Source organism: Kitasatospora sp. NPDC088783, assembly GCF_044750705.1.
Taxonomy (GTDB): Bacteria; Actinomycetota; Actinomycetes; order Streptomycetales; family Streptomycetaceae; genus Kitasatospora; species Kitasatospora fiedleri.
In genome coordinates this window covers 79,405-98,107 of sequence record NZ_JBIVKJ010000008.1, presented here as the reverse complement: position 1 = coordinate 98,107, position 18,703 = coordinate 79,405, and the positions used below count along the sequence as shown (strand labels likewise).

13 protein-coding genes and 1 pseudogene are annotated in these 18,703 nt (G+C 74.1%); 9 read left to right on the top strand and 5 right to left on the bottom strand.

Annotation, left to right across the window (positions count from 1 at the left end; all coding sequences use genetic code 11):
• Positions 1–99: 99 nt before the first annotated feature.
• The gene (locus ACIP60_RS22605; RefSeq protein WP_400687161.1) at positions 100–705 is read right to left on the bottom strand and encodes a hypothetical protein; all 606 of its coding nucleotides are present in this window, start codon (positions 703–705) and stop codon (positions 100–102) included.
• A 353-nt stretch (positions 706–1,058) separates the two neighbouring features.
• Here ACIP60_RS22605 and purN point away from each other — a divergent pair, with 353 nt between their 5' ends.
• Together purN and purH are read left to right on the top strand one after the other, a co-directional pair.
• Entirely contained in the window at positions 1,059–1,718 is a 660-nt protein-coding gene (gene purN / locus ACIP60_RS22600) for a phosphoribosylglycinamide formyltransferase (protein ID WP_400687159.1), read from the top strand.
• Positions 1,715–3,298 (top strand): bifunctional phosphoribosylaminoimidazolecarboxamide formyltransferase/IMP cyclohydrolase, encoded by a 1,584-nt coding sequence (gene purH / locus ACIP60_RS22595; RefSeq protein ID WP_400687157.1) that lies wholly within the window; start codon positions 1,715–1,717, stop codon positions 3,296–3,298. Before purN ends, purH begins: the two co-directional genes overlap by 4 nt.
• A gap of 71 nt (positions 3,299–3,369) precedes the next feature.
• Here the strand turns inward: purH and ACIP60_RS22590 are convergent, their stop codons facing one another.
• A complete protein-coding gene (locus ACIP60_RS22590; protein ID WP_400687155.1) occupies positions 3,370–4,137 on the bottom strand; it encodes an RDD family protein in 768 nt (255 codons plus the stop codon).
• A gap of 137 nt (positions 4,138–4,274) precedes the next feature.
• On the bottom strand, positions 4,275–4,781 hold the full coding sequence (locus ACIP60_RS22585) for a DUF2752 domain-containing protein (protein ID WP_400687153.1): 507 nt from the start codon (positions 4,779–4,781) through the stop codon (positions 4,275–4,277).
• A gap of 349 nt (positions 4,782–5,130) precedes the next feature.
• Here ACIP60_RS22585 and ACIP60_RS22580 point away from each other — a divergent pair, with 349 nt between their 5' ends.
• The 7 genes and pseudogenes from ACIP60_RS22580 to ACIP60_RS22550 all read left to right on the top strand — a co-directional run.
• A complete protein-coding gene (locus tag ACIP60_RS22580; RefSeq protein ID WP_100837906.1) occupies positions 5,131–5,985 on the top strand; it encodes a bifunctional methylenetetrahydrofolate dehydrogenase/methenyltetrahydrofolate cyclohydrolase in 855 nt (284 codons plus the stop codon).
• 17 nt (positions 5,986–6,002) lie between these two features.
• Positions 6,003–6,404, top strand: a complete 402-nt coding sequence (locus tag ACIP60_RS22575) for a DUF3017 domain-containing protein (protein ID WP_400687150.1) — start codon at positions 6,003–6,005, stop codon at positions 6,402–6,404.
• A 199-nt stretch (positions 6,405–6,603) separates the two neighbouring features.
• Positions 6,604–7,596 carry a malate dehydrogenase gene (locus ACIP60_RS22570; RefSeq protein ID WP_100837908.1) on the top strand — a complete coding sequence of 331 codons (993 nt, stop codon included), beginning with the start codon at positions 6,604–6,606 and terminating at the stop codon, positions 7,594–7,596.
• Between the two features lie 69 nt (positions 7,597–7,665).
• Positions 7,666–8,979, top strand: coding sequence for a hemolysin family protein (locus ACIP60_RS22565; RefSeq protein ID WP_400687148.1), 1,314 nt, complete (start codon positions 7,666–7,668; stop codon positions 8,977–8,979).
• A 29-nt stretch (positions 8,980–9,008) separates the two neighbouring features.
• Complete coding sequence (gene trpS, locus ACIP60_RS22560) at positions 9,009–10,046, top strand: tryptophan--tRNA ligase (protein ID WP_400687146.1); 1,038 nt, start codon at positions 9,009–9,011, stop codon at positions 10,044–10,046.
• A complete protein-coding gene (locus ACIP60_RS22555) occupies positions 10,046–10,603 on the top strand; it encodes a 2'-5' RNA ligase family protein (protein ID WP_400687144.1) in 558 nt (185 codons plus the stop codon). Before trpS ends, ACIP60_RS22555 begins: the two co-directional genes overlap by 1 nt.
• 109 nt (positions 10,604–10,712) lie before the next feature.
• Positions 10,713–12,428 (top strand): annotated as a pseudogene (locus ACIP60_RS22550) (stealth conserved region 3 domain-containing protein); the annotation flags it as partial.
• Between the two features lie 9 nt (positions 12,429–12,437).
• On the opposite strand, the gene ACIP60_RS22545 reads toward ACIP60_RS22550, so the two are convergent.
• On the bottom strand, positions 12,438–14,867 hold the full coding sequence (locus ACIP60_RS22545) for a CDP-glycerol glycerophosphotransferase family protein (RefSeq protein ID WP_400687142.1): 2,430 nt from the start codon (positions 14,865–14,867) through the stop codon (positions 12,438–12,440).
• A gap of 86 nt (positions 14,868–14,953) precedes the next feature.
• The gene (locus ACIP60_RS22540; RefSeq protein WP_400687140.1) at positions 14,954–18,568 is read right to left on the bottom strand and encodes a CDP-glycerol glycerophosphotransferase family protein; all 3,615 of its coding nucleotides are present in this window, start codon (positions 18,566–18,568) and stop codon (positions 14,954–14,956) included.
• Positions 18,569–18,703 lie beyond the last annotated feature (135 nt).

Genomic DNA, 18,703 nt, shown 5'->3' with positions numbered 1-18,703 from the left:
CGGCCGGCAGCGGCGTCTTCGGCGCGGTCTGACTGATCCGCAGCAGGTGAGCCCCCGGCGTGGTGCCGGGGGCTCTGCTGTGTGCGGGTCGGGGCAGGGCTACTGGTCGGAGACCTCGGACAGGTTGCTCAGCCAGGTCGGGACGTCGTACTCCTGGGCGCAGCTGCGCGCGGCCTCCTGGGTGGCGGAGTCGGCCCGGCAGTCCAGGTAGTCGTGGTAGGTGAACTGGATGGTGAACGCGCCCAGCGAGACCAGCAGGGCGAGGCCGCCGGTGAGCAGGGCGCCGAGCGCGGCGGGGACCTGCGGGCGGACCGGGCGCGGGGCGAACGGGTCGCTGACCGGTTCGGCGGGGGTGCGCAGGACGGTGACGGCGTACCAGACGGCCAGCAGGGAGAGCGGGAAGCCCAGCCAGTAGAGGCCGAACAGCACGGTGAGCAGCGCGGCGAAGCCCGACAGCAGCGCGTTGCGGGCGGCGCGGTGCGTGGGGTCGGCCGGGTCGAGCTTCGGCGGGGCGGGCTGCTGCTGGCCGGGGTCGGGGCGTTGGCCCCACGGCGGGGGTTGGGGGCGGTCCTCGTCGGACCGTCCGTCGGGCTGCTGCCCGGACGCGGGCGGCCGCGGGGTGCGGGGACGCCAGGGCTGGTCGGGCGCGCCGGGCGGAGGGGGCGCGAAGGGGTTGCGCTCGCCGCTGTCCTCGCCGCTGCTCATGGTGTCGGCCGTTTCTGCTCGTCGGGTGGCCGCCCGTCGGTGGGGGAGTGGGCGGTCGGTCAATGATCCCCCAGCCGGTTCCCGGCCGTACGGCACCCTGCCGGGTCGGGGTCCGGGCGGGTGGGAGATCCCCGTCTCAACTACGCGCGTAGCGTGGCCGGGCGGTGACAGGTGGCCTCCCACCAGCCGTTATCGTGGTGACGGTCGGCAGCTTCCCAAGGTTCCTCGGGCACCCGCAGCGCCGCGGCCCCCGGTGGTCCGCCGCCGGCTCCCGACCTGCCGCCGCCCGTAGTGGCCCCACCGAGGGTGGACGTACCAGCGGGCGGCACCCGACACGTACGGAGAATCGCGCCGTGGCTGCCGCTGACGCCCAAGTGTTCCCGCCCCGTACCCCCGGACCGGCCCGGCTGGTGGTGCTGGTCTCCGGCTCCGGCACCAACCTCCAGGCGCTGATCGACGCCGCCGCCGACCCTGCGTACGGTGCCGAGATCGTCGCGGTGGGCGCCGACCGGGACGGCATCGCCGGCACCGAGCGGGCCGAGCGGGCCGGCGTCCCGGTCTTCACCGAGCGGATCAAGGACCACGCCGACCGGGCCGCCTGGGACGCCGCGCTGACCGCCGCCGTCGCCTCGTACGCCCCCGACCTGGTGGTCACCGCCGGGTTCATGAAGATCCTCGGCCCCGCGTTCGTCGCCGCCTTCGCCGGGCGCACCGTCAACACCCACCCCGCGCTGCTGCCCGCCTTCCCGGGCGCGCACGGCGTCCCCGACGCGCTGGCGTACGGGGTCAAGGTCACCGGCTGCACCGTGCACCTGGTGGACGCCGGGGTGGACACCGGGCCGATCATCGCCCAGGGCGTGGTGGAGGTCGAGGACGCCGACCACGCCGACGGCGGCGAGGCGCTGCACGAGCGCATCAAGACTGTCGAGCGCAAGCTGCTCGTCGAGGTCGTGGGCCGGCTGGCCCGCGAAGGACACCGCATCGAAGACCGAAAGGTATGGATTCCGGCATGAGCGCCGCTTCCTCCGCCAGTAAGCCCGTCTCCGAGAACGTGCGCCCGATCCGGCGCGCGCTGATCAGCGTCTACGACAAGACCGGGCTGGAGGAGCTGGCCCAGGGGCTGCACGCCGCCGGGGTCGCCATCGTCTCCACCGGCTCCACCGCCGGGAAGATCGCCGCCGCGGGCGTCCCGGTCACCGAGGTCTCCGAGCTGACCGGCTTCCCCGAGTGCCTGGACGGCCGGGTCAAGACCCTGCACCCGCGGGTGCACGCCGGCGTGCTGGCCGACCTGCGCCTGGAGTCGCACCGCGCGCAGCTCGCCGAGCTGGGCGTCGAGCCGTTCGACCTGGTCGTGGTGAACCTGTACCCGTTCACCGCCACCGTCGCCTCCGGCGCCACCCCCGACGAGTGCGTCGAGCAGATCGACATCGGCGGCCCGTCCATGGTCCGCGCCGCCGCGAAGAACCACCCCTCGGTGGCCGTCGTGGTCGACCCGGCCCGCTACCCGGACGTGCTGACCGCCGTCCGGGGCGGCGGCTTCGACCTGCTGACCCGCAAGCGCCTGGCCGCCGCCGCGTTCGCGCACACCGCCGCGTACGACGTCGCCGTGGCGAGCTGGTTCGAGGAGTCGGGCTACACCGAGTCCGAGGCCGCGTTCCCGACCTTCCTCGGCAGCACCTGGGAGCTGGGCGACGTCCTGCGCTACGGCGAGAACCCGCACCAGCAGGCCGCGCTCTACACCGACGGGACGGGCGGCCTCGCGGGCGCCGAGCAGCTGCACGGCAAGGCGATGTCCTACAACAACTACGTGGACACCGACGCGGCCCGCCGCGCCGCGTACGACCACGAGGGCCCGGCCGTCGCCATCATCAAGCACGCCAACCCGTGCGGCATCGGCACCGGCGCGGACGTCGCCGAGGCGCACCGCAAGGCGCACGCCTGCGACCCGGTCTCCGCGTACGGCGGCGTGATCGCCGTCAACCGCCCGGTCTCGGTCGAGCTGGCCGAGCAGATCGCCCCGATCTTCACCGAGGTCGTCGTCGCGCCCGGCTACGAGGACGGCGCCCTGGAGGTGCTGACCAAGAAGAAGAACCTCCGGGTGCTGCGCGCCCCCGACGCCCCCGCCGACGCCCTGGAGTCCCGCCGGATCTCCGGCGGCCTGCTGCTCCAGCAGGTCGACCGGGTCGACGCGGCCGGCGACGACCCGGCGACCTGGACGCTGGCCACCGGCGCGGCGCTGTCCGCCGAGGAGCTGGCCGAGCTGTCCTTCGCCTGGCGGGCCTGCCGGGCCGTCAAGTCCAACGCGATCCTGCTCGCCAAGGACGGCGCCTCGGTCGGCGTCGGCATGGGCCAGGTCAACCGGGTCGACTCCTGCAAGCTCGCCGTCGAGCGGGCCGGCGAGCGGGCCGCGGGCGCGTACGCCGCCTCCGACGCGTTCTTCCCGTTCGCCGACGGCCTGGAGATCCTGCTCGCCGCGGGCGTCAAGGCCGTGGTGCAGCCCGGCGGTTCGATCCGCGACGAGGAGGTGGTCGCCGCCGCCGAGAAGGCCGGCGTGACCATGTACCTCACCGGCACCCGGCACTTCTTCCACTGAGCCGCGGGTGACGCCGAGGGCCCCGCACTCCGGACTCGGAGTGCGGGGCCCTCGGGCTTCGCGCGGTGCGGTTACTTCTTGATCACCAGGGTGCCGGCCGCACGGTCGTGCCAGCCCTGCAGCTTCCCGGAGTTGTCGAAGAACGGCGACAGGAAGACCAGCAGCGCGCCGATGTAGCAGACCAGGGCGCCCACCATCGGGATGATGAAGCGGATGAAGCCGCCGCCCACGCCGGGGTGCTGGCCGTCGTTCTCCCGGACCACCCGCAGGCCCAGCGCCATCTTGCCGATGGTGGCGCCCGCCAGGCCGACCAGCAGCCACTCGTACAGCAGGCCGAACACGGCGACCACGGCGATCAGGCCGAACATCGCCACGACGACGTTGGTGCCGGCCTGCGTGTTGCTGTTCACGCAGTCGTTCCAGGCGGTGCTGGGGTAGTCGTAGCCCGAGCAGTCCGTGGTGGTCTTGTCGGCCAGGCCGACCATCCCGGCCACGCCTGCGAACATCGCGATGCTGACGATCACACCGGTGACCAGGCCGTCCAGCAGCCGGGCCAGGAAGCGCTGGCCCATGGTGGCGAGCTTCACCGTGCCCAGGTTCGCGATGTTGATGTAGCCGTTGTTGGCCTGGATCGTGCCGGGCTGCGGCGGGTAGCCGTAGCTCGCCTGCGGCGGGACCTGCTGCGGGTAGCCGTACGGCTGCTGCGGCTGCCCCTGCGGGTAGCCGTAGCCGGGCTGCTGCTGCGGGGCCTGCGGGGCCTGCGGGGCCTGCGGGTAGCCGTAGCCGGGCGGCGGGGGCTGCTGGCCGTACGGGTTGTTCGGGTCGGGCGGGTAACTCAACGGTGCCTCCGGGCAGGAAGGGGTGTGGACGGAACAGGGAAAACCTGGGGACGGGCGGGCAGGGACACCGACCGTCGGGCAGCGTAGCGGAGCGTTCGGACAGGACACCGGGCAACTGGCATCGACGGCCCGCCCGTTCAGAGCCGGAACGGGCCGAGCCGGGCCAACTCCCAGGCCCAGGCCGGTAACAGGGCGCCGGCCAGCAGCAGGTTGCGGCCCGCGTACGACAACCCGCGCCACCACCGGCCCGGGCCCAGCGGCCAGGCCACCAGCAGCACGGCGGCCAGCGCCGTCACCGGGTTCGCCAGCAGCGCGGCGCCCCAACGGCCGTGGCCCGCCTCGACGAACACCGTGGTGCTGCCGCACAGCGGGCACGGGACGCCGGTCAGCAGGCGCAGCGGGCACAGCACCCCCGGGTCGTGCGCGTCGTGCGCCACGGCCACCGCGACGGCCGCCCCGGCGACCACCGCCGCCCGCAGCAGCACCCGCAGCGCCGCGCCCGTGCCGGTACCGACCGCCCGGCGGCGCGGGGCCGGGGCGCTCGGGGCCGCCGCGGCCGGGGCCGGGCCGTACGGGGTCGGGCCGTACGGGGTCGGACCGGGCGGTATCGGGTGGACCGGGGCCGGCGCCCCGGGGGCGCTCACGGCCGCACGGGGGCGCGAACGGGCAGGGCGGCAGCCGTGCCGCGGACGCCGCACGGCCCCGGCAAGTACGGTTCGCTCACTGTCGTTCTTCCCCCGGCTTCTCGTCCCCCGCCGGCGACGGCCCGTCACCGGGACCCGACGCGGCAGGCGTGGCCCGGCCATCGTCGTCCGTACCGCGCCGCGCTGTCCAGCCACCGGCCGGAACCCGGACCGGACCGTGGCACAACCGCAACGGGGCCGGTACGCTCCGTGGCCGCCGCGGGGGCGCTCGGCGGCGGGCGCGGACACCGCCGGTCCGACGGGCGGTCCGGCGGCACGCCCGCCGCCGCCGATCCGCGAGAATGGGGGCATGACTGCCCAGATTCTCGATGGCAAGGCCACCGCGGCCGCGATCAAGTCCGAACTCGCCGTCCGCGTGGCGGCCCTCAAGGAGCGGGGCATCGTCCCCGGCCTCGGCACCGTCCTGGTCGGCGACGACCCGGGCAGCCGGTGGTACGTCAACGGCAAGCACCGGGACTGCGCGGAGATCGGCATCGCCTCCATCCAGCGCGAACTGCCCGCCACCGCCACCCAGGAGGACGTCGAGAACGTCGTCCGGGAGCTCAACGCCGACCCGACCTGCACCGGCTACATCGTCCAACTGCCGCTCCCCAAGGGCCTGGACCAGAACCGCGTGCTCGAACTCATGGACCCCGACAAGGACGCCGACGGCCTGCACCCGACCTCGCTCGGCCGCCTCGTCCTCGGCATCGACGGCCCGCTGCCCTGCACCCCGCTCGGCATCGTCGAACTGCTCCGCCGCCACGGCGTGGCCCTCGACGGCGCCGAGGTCGTGGTGGTCGGCCGCGGCATCACCGTCGGCCGCTCCATCGGCCTGCTGCTCACCCGCCGCAGCGAGAACGCCACCGTGACGCTCTGCCACACCGGCACCCGCGACCTCGCCGCGCACCTGCGCAACGCCGACGTCATCGTCGCCGCGGCCGGCGTCCCGCACCTGGTCAAGCCCGAGGACGTCAAGCCCGGCGCCGCGATCCTCGACGTCGGCGTCTCCCGCAGCGAGGGCAAGATCGTCGGCGACGTGCACCCCGGTGCCGCCGAGGTGGCCGGCTGGATCTCCCCCAACCCCGGGGGCGTCGGCCCGATGACCCGCGCCATGCTCCTCAACAACATCGTCGAGGCGGCCGAGCGCCGCGCCGGCGTCTGACACCGGTGCCCGGCGCCATGCGGCGAGGCCGCCGCCGTCCCCCCGTCACCACCGAGGGCACCCTGCCCCCGGAGGGCTCCGCGACCGCGCTCGACCGCCGCCACACCCTCCCGCTGCGGCAGTGGCCGATCACGCTGCTGCTCGCCGTGGCGGCCCTCGGCCTGCTCACCACCTGGGCGGGCCACTTCCGGCTCGGGCTGCTCCTGGTCGGCGCGGCGCCGCTGCTCGGCGCGCTGCTCCGGCTCGGGCTCCCCGACGTCGGCATGCTCGCCGTCCGCAGCCGGTTCACCGACGTCACCCTGATGTTCCTGTTCGGCGGCGCGATCGTCCTGCTCACGCTGGTCGCCCAGCCCGACCCGTGGCTGCGGGTGCCGGTGCTGGAGAACATCGGACGGCTGATCGGGCACCCGCTGCGGTGACCGCCGCGCGGGACCGGGGGCGCGGAGCGGTCCGGCGGCCCCGGTCCCGCACCGGCGCACCGGCCGACCCCGTGCCCCGGTCGGTGCCGTCAGCGGCCTTGCGATAGCCTTGCCCAGGTCTCTCGATATCGAGAGATCATCCTCGGCTCCAGCGCGCCGGTGTGCCTGGGGCACCTGGCGATCGCAGGAGAAGGCTGAAATGACTCGCACCCCCGTCAATGTCACCGTCACCGGAGCCGCCGGCCAGATCGGCTACGCGCTGCTCTTCCGCATCGCCTCCGGTCACCTCCTGGGTGCCGACGTCCCGGTGAACCTGCGGCTGCTGGAGATCCCGCAGGGCGTGAAGGCGGCGGAGGGCGTCGCCATGGAGCTGGACGACTGCGCCTTCCCGCTGCTGCGCGACATCACCATCACCGACCAGGCGAACGTCGCGTTCGACGGCGCCAACGTCGCCCTGCTGGTCGGCGCCCGTCCGCGCACCGCGGGCATGGAGCGCGGCGACCTGCTCTCGGCCAACGGCGGCATCTTCGGCCCGCAGGGCAAGGCGATCAACGACAACGCCGCGGACGACATCAAGGTCCTGGTGGTCGGCAACCCGGCCAACACCAACGCCCTGATCGCCCAGCGCAACGCCCCGGACGTCCCGGCCGAGCGCTTCACCGCGATGACCCGCCTGGACCACAACCGCGCCGTCGCCCAGCTGGCGAAGAAGGCCGGCGTCACCGTCGAGGACGTCAAGAAGGTCACCATCTGGGGCAACCACTCGGCCACCCAGTACCCGGACCTGTTCCACGCCGAGATCTCCGGCAAGGCCGCCTTCGACGCCGTCGGCGCCGACCAGGAGTGGGTCGAGAACTTCTTCATCCCGAAGGTCGCCAAGCGCGGTGCCGAGATCATCGAGGTCCGCGGCGCCTCCTCGGCCGCCTCCGCCGCGAACGCCGCCATCGACCACGTCCACACCTGGGTCAACGGCACCCCGGCCGGCGACTGGACCTCGATGGGCATCGTCTCCGACGGCTCCTACGGCGTGCCGGAGGGCCTGATCTCCTCCTTCCCGGTCACCACCTCGAACGGCACGTTCGAGATCGTCCAGGGCCTGGACCTCTCCGAGTTCGACCGCAAGCGGATCGACGCCTCGGTCGGCGAGCTCGCCGAGGAGCGCGACGCGGTCCAGGAGCTCGGCCTCATCTGAGCCCCCTCCCACCAGGGCTGAACGGCCGGGCACCCACGGGGTGCCCGGCCGTTCTCCTACACTCGCCCCGTGAGTGAAACCCTGCAGGACGCCGCGCTCGTCCTGGTGTTCATCGTGCTGGGCGGCCTGTTCAACGTCGCCGAGATCGCGCTGATCTCGCTGCGCGAGGGACAGATCCGCGCCCTGGAGGCGGTGGGGACGCGGCGGGCCGGGCGGGCCGCGCACCTGGCGGCCGACCCGAACCGGTTCCTGGCGGCGGTGCAGGTCGGGGTGACCTGCATGGGCTTCCTGTCGGCCGCGTTCGGCGCGGACACGCTGGCCGGGAAGCTGGCGCCGGTGTTCGTCCGGGCCGGCCTGTCGGAGGGCGTCGCGGACGCGGTCGCGCTGGTCGGCCTGACCCTGGTCATCTCGTACGCCTCGCTGGTGCTGGGCGAGTTGACGCCCAAGCGGATCGGCCTGCAACGTGCCGAGTCGATCGCGCTGCTGGCCGCGCCGGTGGTCGACGTGATGTCGGTGGTGCTGCGGCCGGTGATCTGGCTGCTGGGCCACTCGACCAACCTGATGGTCCGCCTGCTGGGCGGCGACCCGAGCGCCGGACGCGGCGTGATGAGCCCCGAGGAACTGCGCGGCCTGGTCGCCGCCAACACCGAACTCGGCTCGGACGAACGCGCGTTGATCAACGAGGTATTCGCGGCGGGGGAGCGCCAGCTGCGCGAGGTGATGGTGCCGCGCACCGAGGTGACCTTCCTGGACGGCGACCGGCCGGTCGGCGAGGTCCGGGCCGAGACCGACTCCGCCCCGCACTCCCGCTACCCGGTGGTCGAGGGCTCCTACGACGCGGTGACCGGCTTCGTGCACGTCCGCGACCTGTACGGGGCGCGCGGCGAGCAGGCCGTCCGGGTGCGCGAGCTGGCCCGCCCGGTCAAGCTGCTGCCGGCCACCAAGCGGGTGCTGGAGGCGATGGGCGAGATGCGCCGCGAGGGCCACCACCTGGCGATCGTGGTCGACGAGTACGGCGGCACCGCGGGCATCGTCACCCTGGAGGACCTGGTCGAGGAGGTGATCGGCGAGATCCGCGACGAGTACGACGCCCAGGACACCACCGCGACCCGCCGGCTGGCCGGCGGCGGCGTCGAGATCGACGGGCTGCTCAACCTCTCCGACTTCACCCAGGAGACCGGCCTGACCCTGCCCGAGGGCCCGTACGAGACGGTCGCCGGCTTCGTGGTGCGCGAACTGGGCCGGCTGCCCCGCAAGGGCGACCAGGTGGTCACCGACGCCGGGGCGCGGCTGACCGTCGCCCGGCTGGACGGGCGGCGGATCGAGCGGCTGCGGGTGAGCACCGTCACACCGGCCGAACCGGCGGCCCCGGAGGTTTCCTGACCGGCCCGGGGAACTGGAACAATGGCCGCATGGTCAACGCAGCGGTCACCGGTCCCGTGAAGGACCGTCCCCGGGTGCTCTCCGGCATCCAGCCCACCTCGGGCTCCTTCCACCTGGGCAACTACCTCGGCGCGGTGCGCCAGTGGGTCGACCTCCAGGAGGCCAACGACGCCTTCTACATGGTGGTCGACCTGCACGCCATCACCGTCGAGCAGGACCCGGCGGTGCTGCGGCAGAACACCCGGATCTCCGCCGCGCAGCTGCTCGGCGCCGGCCTCGACCCGGAGCGCTGCACCCTGTTCGTGCAGTCCCAGGTGCCCGAGCACGCCCAGCTCGCCTGGGTGATGAACTGCCTCACCGGCTTCGGCGAGGCGTCCCGGATGACCCAGTTCAAGGACAAGTCGGCCAAGCAGGGCAGCGACCGCACCACGGTCGGCCTGTTCACCTACCCGGTGCTGATGGTCGCCGACGTGCTGCTCTACCAGGCCGACGCGGTGCCGGTCGGCGAGGACCAGCGCCAGCACCTGGAGCTCACCCGGGACCTCGCGGACCGCTTCAACACCCGCTACGGCAAGACCTTCACGGTGCCCGAGCCGTACATCCTCAAGGCCACCGCGAAGATCCAGGACCTCCAGGACCCGGCCGCGAAGATGAGCAAGTCCGCGGCCACCGACAAGGGCCTGGTCAACCTGCTCGACCCGGCGAGGACCAGCGCCAAGAAGTTCAAGAGCGCCGTCACCGACACCGACACCGTCGTCACGTACGACGAGGCCGCCAAGCCCGGCGTCTCCAACCTGCTGCGCATCCACTCCGCGCTCAGCGGCCGGTCGGTCGACGAACTGGTCGCGCACTTCGAGGGCAAGATGTACGGCGCCCTGAAGACCGAGCTGGCCGAGCTGTTCACCGAGTGGGTCACCCCGTTCCAGGCCCGCACCCAGCAGTACCTGGACGACCCGGCCGAGCTGGACCGGGTGCTGGCGCTGGGCGCCGAGAAGGCCCGCGCGGTGGCCGCCGAGACGCTCGCCGAGGTCTACGACCGGGTCGGCTTCCTGGCGCCCAAGCGCTGATGCCGACGGCTGCCGCCCCCGACGGTGCCGGCCTCGACGAGGCCGTCACCATCGGCGTGTCCATACACGTCCCGGAGCCCTACGGCAGCCGGGTGCAGGACGCCCGGGCCGGCCACGGCGACCCGCAGGCCAGGTCGATACCGACCCACGTCACCCTGCTCCCGCCGACCGAGACCCGCACCGCCCTGCTGCCCGCGATCGAACACCACCTGCGGACGGTGGCCGCCGCGCGCCGCCCGTTCCGGATGCTGCTCCAGGGCAGCGGCACCTTCCGCCCGGTCTCCCCGGTGGTGTTCATCCGGGTCGAGGAGGGCGCCCAGGAGTGCCGCGAACTGGAGGCCGAGGTCCGCTCCGGCCCGCTCGCCCGCGAACTGGCCTTCCCCTACCACCCGCACGTCACCGTCGCCCACGGCCTCCCCGAACCGGTCCTGGACACCGCCTACGAGGACGCCCGGAGCTTCCGGGCGGTCTTCGAGGTCGGTGAGTTCGTACTCTCACGGTTCGGGGCGGATTCTGTGTGGCGTCCCTGGTTGGCATTCGGATTCGGCGCTGCCTGACCGCCGGGTACGTGCCCTCTGGCAGTTCTCTGTGAATTGTTTGGCATTGCTTTGTGCGCCGTTGCGCCGTTGTTAGCGTCACCAGGGTTTTGGCGCGCACGGGAGTGACATGACGACCAGGCAAGCAGTTCCGCGGACGGTCCGGAGGGCCGTCGGCCGTGCCCTGCGCAGGTGCGGGCTGCTGCCTCCGGTACCTCCGCCACCGCCGCCACCGGTCGACCCGCGGCGGGTGCGCGAGGACGAGCTGGCCGCCGCCCGCCCCGGGCTGGTGCGGCACCGCGGCCGGCTGGCCGAGGTCCGCGACGACCTGCTCGACCCGCAGGCCCGGCAGGCCAACCTGGTCGACGCCGCCGAGGCCCTGGACGCGGCCGGCGTCCGCTACCTGCTGATCCCCGACGGCGGCCCCCGCCACCGCCTGGGCGTGCTGCCCGGCTCGCGCCCGGCCGCGCTGGCCGCCGTCGCCGAGGCGTTCCGCGGCGCCCCCGTGTACGCCGCGCTGCTCGGCCACGGCCGGGTGCACGGCACCGTCCTCGCCGAGGAGCTGCCGGCCGCCGTCGCCGCGCACGAGGCGCTCCCGCCGGTGCCCGAGGCGCCCGGGGACGAGCAGCCGCCCCCGCCGCCGGAGCCCCCGGAGCCGGTCAAGGGCGTGCGCCTGTACCGGCCGGTGGTCACCAGCGGCCGCACCCTCCACTACGGCGAGCAGCACGGCTGCGACCTGGAGTTCTGGGACGCCGCCGACACCCGGGCCGGGGGAGTCGCCTCGATCGACGAGACCCCGTACGGGTGGTGGCTGCCCTCGCTGGAGGCGGCCGGGAGCATCCGGATCGGCGAGCGCGACTACCCCGTCGCCGAGGCGTTCCTGCACGACCTGCCGGAGGCCGTCCGCTTCCCGGTGGACGCCGTGTTCACCTGGGTCGACGACGCCGACCCGGCCTGGCAGCGCCGCCGCGCCGCGGTCCGCGCCGAACTGTTCGGCGGAACGTCCCCCGAGCTGGTGGACACCGCCCACGACGACGGCGACCACCGCTACCGCAACCACGACGAGCTGCGCTACAGCCTGCGCTCCCTGGCCATGTACGCCCCGTGGATCCGGCGGATCTTCCTGGTCACCGCCGACCAGGTGCCGTCCTGGCTGGACACCGAGGTGGCCGGGCTGACCGTCGTCCCGCACCGGGACCTGCTGCCCGGCGGGCCGGTGTTCAATTCGTGTGCGATCGAGACCGGCCTGCACCGCATCCCCGGCCTGGCCGAGCACTTCCTGTACTTCAACGACGACATGTTCCTGGGCCGCCCGGTCCGCCCCGAGGACTTCTTCCTCGGCAACGGCCTGCCCAAGGTCTTCCGGGACACCCGGATCGTCCCGCCGTCCACCGGCACCACCGACCCCGACGTGTACGTCGCGGGCCAGCAGAACACCAGCGCACTGCTGGAGGCCGAGCACGGCCGGATCTACACCCGGGTGCTCGCACACGTCCCGTACCCGCTGCGGCGCAGCCTGCTGGAGGACGCCGAACGGCGCTGGCCGGCCGAACTGGCCGCCACCGGCCGCTCGGCCTTCCGGGCCGCCGCCGACGTCGCCCCCGTCACCCTGGCGCTCTTCCACGCCCAGCTCGGCGGCCGCGCCGTCGACGGCCGACTGGTCCACGAGTACCGGGCGGTCGACTGCGTCGAGGACCGGGAGCGGCTGGCCCGGCTGCTGGCGGAGCGCGACGTGGACGCGTTCTGCCTGGCCGACGGGGCCGGCGACGGCACACCGGCGGAGGAGCAGGGCCGGATCCTGTCCGCCTTCCTGGCCGCCTACTTCCCGGTGCCCGGGCCGTTCGAGCTGCCGGGGTCAGCGCCCGGTGCCGAGGGCCAGCATCCGGGCGGCCACCCGGGCGGCGGCCGCACCGTCGTCGAGGGGGCAGAACCGGGCCCGGAACCGGCGATAGGCATCCCGGTGCCGCGCCGGGTCGAAGTCCCGTAGCGCCGCCACCACCTGCTCGGAGCTGGACAGCAGCGGGCCCGGCGCCCAGCGCTCGAAGTCGAAGGTGAACCCGCGCAGCGCGTCCCGGTAGTGGGCGAGGTCGTAGGTGAAGAACAGCATCGGACGGCCGGTCACCGCGAAGTCGAACATCACCGAGGAGTAGTCGGTGACCAGGACGTCCGCGATCAGCAGCAGGTCCTGCACGTCCGGGTAGTCGGCCACGTCGCGGACGAAGTCGTCGTCGGGCAGCGCCCCGCCGACGTGCACGTGCGGGCGCAGCAGCAGCACGTGGTCGCGGCCCAGCACGGCCCGCGCGGCGGCCAGGTCGAGGCGCAGGTCGAGGGCGTGCCGGCCGCCCGGGCCGGGCCGGTCGTCGCGCCAGGTCGGGGCGTACAGCACCACCCGGCGGCCGGGCGGCAGGCGCAGCCGGCGGCGGATCCCGGCGGCCACGGCTCGGTCCGGGCGGGCCAGCCGGTCGTTGCGCGGGTAGCCGGCCTCCAGGACCTCGCCCCCGTAGCGGAAGGAGGCGCGCAGCTCCGGGGTGGCGAACGGGCTCGGGGACAGCAGTAGGCTCCACTGCCGCACCTCGTGCCCCAGCCGCTCCAGGTAGCCGTCGGCGGCGGCCCAGCCCGGCGGCATCCGGTGCGCGATCCGCTTGAGGGGGGTGCCGTGCCACAGCTGGACCACCACCTGGCCCTCGCGGCGGCGCAGGAACTCCGGGAAGTGCGTGTTGCCCACCAGGTAGCGGCAGGTGGCCAGGGCCTCGTACCACTCGGGGCTCCACTGGCGCACCGCGCGGACGCCCTCGGGGGGCCGCTCCTGCCCGTCCTCGACCACCCACAGGTGCTCCAGGGCGGGGCCGGAGCGGGCGAGTTCGGCGTGCACGGCGCGCGGGTTGCAGGCGTAGCCGCGGCCGCCGAACACGTCGTACAGCACCGCGTCGCGCAGCGGGCGGCGCCGGGCGGCCGGGTAGGCGTCGGTGCGCAGGCGGTGCTGGCGGTGGGCGCTGCGCTCGACGGCGGAGAGCACCGGGAGGCTGTCCACGATCAGGGTGTCGTGCCAACGGCGCTGGAGCAGGAAGGACTTGTCGCCCGCCCGGGCCCGGGCGGGCAGCAGCGGCAGCACCGCGGGGTGCAGCCGCACCGGGTCCCCGTGGCCGCCGTCCGGCCCGGCCGGGCGCAGCAGGACCTCCCAGACGCCCTTGCCGAGCGGGCGGGGCGCGCCGTCCGGGCCGTCCGGGGCGAGCGGCAGCCGGGCGGTGAAGCGCCCGTCCGGGGCGGGGCGGACCGGGGCACGGCGCTCGCGGCCGTCCCCGGTGTGCCGCAGGACCAGTTCGAGCGGGCGGTCCGCCGGGCCGGGGAACTCGCCGGCCAGCTCGAAGGCCCCGTCGGCGGGGGAGATCCGGTCGACCCGCGGTTCGGCCGGGCGGACGCAGAACTGCACCCGGCCGTCGGCGAGCTGCTTGGCCTGCAGGACGGATCCGCCACCGGGCAGCGGGAGTTGGCCGGGCCCGTGCGGCGGGTGGCGCAGCAGCAGCGGGGCGGGCCCGTCGGGCAGGGCCAAGGCCGGGTCCCAGTGCCCGGGCGCCGGGCGCGGGACGGTGCCCACCACGGCGGTGAACCCGCCGTCCTGCCAGTGCACCTGGGTCTGGATCAGCTCACCGGTGTCGCGGTGCCGCAGGACCAGCGGCCCGCCGCCGGGGCCGTCGGCGGTGCCGCGCAGCTCGAAGCCGTCGGGGCGGGCCCGGCAGGAGTCGACCCGGACGGGCGGGCGGCCCACCGTCAGGTGCAGGGTGCCGTCGGCGGTGAACGGCGCCAGGTGGATGCCCGGGCCGCTCCAGCCGGCCGGCGGGTACTCGCCGCCGCCGCACCAGTGCGGGGCGAGCGGGGCGCGGGCCAGCAGCCGGCCGGAGGCGACGGCGGCCTCGACCCGCCAGGTGGCGGCGGGCCGGCCGGCCCGGGGACGTAGCACGGCGGGGTCGAGGCGGGCGGTGAAGCCGGTCCAGTCGAGCCCGTGCCGGGTCTGCGCGCTGTCGTCGGTGGCCTCGGGCAGGTAGCGGGGCACGGTGCGCAGCCGGACGGCGCGCCGGGAGCCGCCGAGCGGCCGCAGTTCGAGGACGACCCGGGTCTGGCCCGGCCGTTCCCCGGGGTGGCCGTCCAGCCGGCCCTCGCCGTGCAGCACCAGGGCGTCGCCGTCCCAGACGGCGTGGCGCAGCGCGGCGTACGCGGTGGGGGCGGCGGGCGCCGCGGGCCGCGGGGCGTGGCCGGTCGGGGTGCGGTGCCGTACCAGGTGGGCCATTCACGACATCCCAGCGCAGAAACCGGGAAAATGTCAATTCCCTCCGCTTTCGAAAAGCGGAGGGAATTGACATATGTTTATCGGAATTACTTGGCCGGTGCTTCGGAATGCGGTCCGGAATCCGCCGCGCCCTCGGCCAGCAGCGCGTCCACCACCCGGGCCGCGGCCCGGCCGTCGTCCAGGTCCCCGTACGCCTCGCGGAACGCCGCGTACCTGTCGGCGTACTCGGCGGCCACCCCGGGCAGGTCGGCGAGCGCGCCGACCACCTCGGCGGAGGTGCGCAGCAGCGGGCCGGGAGCCTGGGCCTCGAAGTCGAAGCTGAAACCGCGCAGGTTGTCGCGGTAGTGCTCCAGGTCGTAGGCGAAGAACAGCACCGGGCGGCCGGTGTTCATGAAGTCGAACACCGAGGCCGAGTAGTCGGTCACCAGGGCGTCGGCGACCAGCAGCAGCTCGGCCGTGTCGGGGTAGGTGCTGACGTCCCAGACGTAGCCGTTGCCGGCCTCGGCGATCTGCCCGCGCACCACCTCGTGGCTGCGCACCAGCAGCACCTGGTCGTCGCCCAGCGCGGCGCGGGCCGCGTCCAGGTCGAGCTGCAGGTTGAACTGGTAGCCGCCGTCGGGCAGTCGGCGGTCCTCCCGGAAGGTCGGCGCGTACAGCACGACCTTCTTGCCCTCGGGCAGGCCGAGCTGCTCGCGCACCCGCTCGGCGGTCTTCTCCCGGTCGGCGGCGAACAGCAGGTCGTTGCGCGGCGAGCCGCTCTCCAGCACCTTCCCGGTGTACCCGAAGGCGCGCCGCAGCACCGGCACCGACCAGCGGTTGCCGGCCGTCAGCAGGCTCCACTGCGGCACCTCCTCCTTGAGGTGCTCCAGGTACCCGGAGTCGGTGAACCAGACCTTCTCGAAGTCGGTGCCGATCCGCTTCAGCGGCACGCCCTGCCAGGTCTGCAGGACGACCTGGCCGGGACGGCGGCGGAAGTACGTGGGCAGGTGGGTGGAGGTGACGACGTACTTCGCGGTGGACAGCGCCCGGAACCACTCGGGGGAGCGGTGCCGGACGGCCTCGGCGGTCTGCGGCAGCTCGGCCTGCAGGTCCACCGAGGTCCACAGGTGGCGCAGCGGCAGGCCGCGGCGGACCAGCTCCTCGTGCACCGCGCGCGGCGAGTCGCCGTACACGCCGCCGTCGGCGGCCCACCAGTCCTCCCGGACGGTGTGGTAGAGCACCGTGTCGGTCAGCGGGCCGGCCGGCTGCTCGACGTAGGCGTGCCGCAGGGTGCGCTGCCGGTAGCCGCTGCGCTCGTCGGGCGTCAGCGGGTCGTGCGACTCCAGCGAGAGGGTGTCGAACAGGCGGCGCTCCAGGGCGACCCGCTTGCCGCGGGCCTCGACCTCCAGCGGCAGCGCGTCGAAGGTCCGGGCGTCCAGCACGGCGGCCGGCCACAGGCTGTCGACCGGGGCGCCGACCGGGCGGAACAGCACCGTCCAGGTGCCCTTGTGCAGCGGCACCCGGCCGGCGAAGGACGCGGTCGGCACGGCGGGCAGCGCGGCCCGGAAGCGCCCGTCGGCGATCTCCACCGGGTAGGCGTGCTCCTCCTGCCGCTTCACGTGCCGGATCACCAGCTCGTAGCGGTGGGCGCCGGGCAGCGGGAAGGAGCCGCTGAGCACGAAGCCCTCGCCGTCGGTGGCCCGGGACACCTCCTCGATCACCGGCTGGAGCACCTGGTCGCACAGCTGCAGGTAGCCGGACGGGGAGGGCTTGGCGTACAGCGCGCGGGCGCCGCCGGCCAGCGGCAGGTGCAGCTCCACCGCGGCGGTGCGGTCGTCCAGCACCAGCGGCAGCGCGCTGCCGTCGGACAGCTTGAGCTCCAGGTCCCAGCGGTCCCGGGTGCGCTCCTCCGCGGCCGGGTCCAGGGCGTCCCAGGACTCCCGGACGGCGGTCAGGTCGGCCACCCGGAACCGCGCGGTGAACGGCAGGTCGCGGCCGGCCGGGGTGCCCAGCTCCAGCTCGGCGAACAGGTCGCGGTCGGACTCGACGTGCTTGAGCCGCAGCTCCGCGCCGGCCAGGTCGGGGCCGGAGCGGACCAGGCCGCGCAGCTCCACGGTGCCGTCCTGCGCGGTGGCGGCCACCGCGCGGGCGCGCACCCGCTCCACCCGCAGCAGCAGGTGGCCGTCCCGGGACCACGGCACGATCCGGACGTCGTCCTCGACCCAGTGCGCCGGCGGGTACTCGCTGCGGTCGTGCCAGCCGACCGACACCCGGCCCTTGTACACGCCGCCCTTGCCGGCGCCGGCCACCAGCACCCGCCAGGAGCCGTCCTTCCAGCCGCCGCGCTGCTTGAGCCGCTGCGGGTCGATGGACGCGGCGAAGCCCGCCCAGTCGCAGCTGTACAGGTCGTGCGGGGAGCTGGCGGTCGCCTCCGGGCTGTACTGCGCCTTGGTCTGCACGGCCACCACGCCGCGGCCCTTGGCCTCGCGCAGCACCAGCGCCTTGACCATGTCGTGCTTGTGCTCGGCGCCCAGGTGCTCGGGGAAGGCGTGGCCGGTGAGCCGCAGCCGGCCGCCCTCCCAGCGGGCCTCGTACAGCCGCGAGCGCATCACCAGGGCGTTCTTCAGCCGCAGCACGTCCGCGGGCACGCTCTTGCGGCCGCCCCGCAGGAACGGGTAGTCGGCGTACGGGCGCAGCAGGCCGCGGGCCGGGGCCGCGCCGTTGCTGTCCTTCTCGAAGCGGAGCTGCTCGATCAGCTCGTCCAGCCGGCCCTGCAGGGTCAGGTGGTACTTGAGCCGCAGCGGGGCGCGCAGCTTGCGGACCTGCTCGGGGCCGATCGCGCGCAGCAGCCGGCCGGCCGACTCCAGGTAGGCCGCGTTGTACGCCGGGTCGTTCTCCAGCACCGAGCCGAAGAACATCGGGATCTCCTCGACGAGGTTGTTCTCGTCGTAGGTGCGCAGGTACTTGCGGAACTTCGGGTCGCTCTGCGCCGACAGCCACTCCCGGACCAGCTCCATCGACTTGACCCGGTCGACGACGCCCTTCGGGTTGGTCTTCATCTGGGTGATCGACATCTCGCCGACCTCCCGCTCGCGCCAGTGGTAGATCGGCTCGGCGAGCACGTCGACCCGGCGGGCCAGGAAGTGGTGCGGCACGCTGACCGGGGCGTCCTCGTACAGGATGCCCTCGGGGTACAGCACGCCCGCCTGGTCGAAGAAGGCGCGGCGGTAGACCTTGTTCCAGGCGGTGCGGTCGGTGATCAGCGCCGGGATCTCGGTGATGTGGGTGCGCAGCCGGGTCTCGGCGAACGGCTTGCGGTGGCCGCCGGACTGGTAGTGGCCCACCGCCCGGAAGCGCAGCACGTTGCCGGTGCAGAAGTCCGAGCCGGTCTCGTCCAGCGTGCCGATCATCAGCTCGTAGGCGGACGGCGGCATGGTGTCGTCGCTGTCGACGAACGCCAGGAACTCGGTGCCCTCGGAGATGTGCCGGTAGCCGGTGTTGCGCGCCGCGCCCAGGCCCTTGTTCACCTGCTTGACCAGCCGGAAGCGGGAGTCCTTCGCGGCGTACGCCTCGGCGATCGCGGCGCTGGAGTCCTTGGAGCCGTCGTCGACCATGACGCACTCGAAGTCGGCGAAGGTCTGCGCGGCGATGGAGTCCAGGCACTCCTCGAGGTAGCGCTCGACGTTGTAGATCGGGACGACGACGGACAGGCGGGGGGCCATCGGTAGCGCAGAGCCTTTCCTCAGGGAGTGCGGCCGGCGGGCCCGAGAAACGTGCGAAAGCGGACCGGCACCGGCCGCGATCCTACCTCTCCGGGCTTGCTAGTCTGCGCCAGGCCAGGCCAGGTCAGGAGAGTG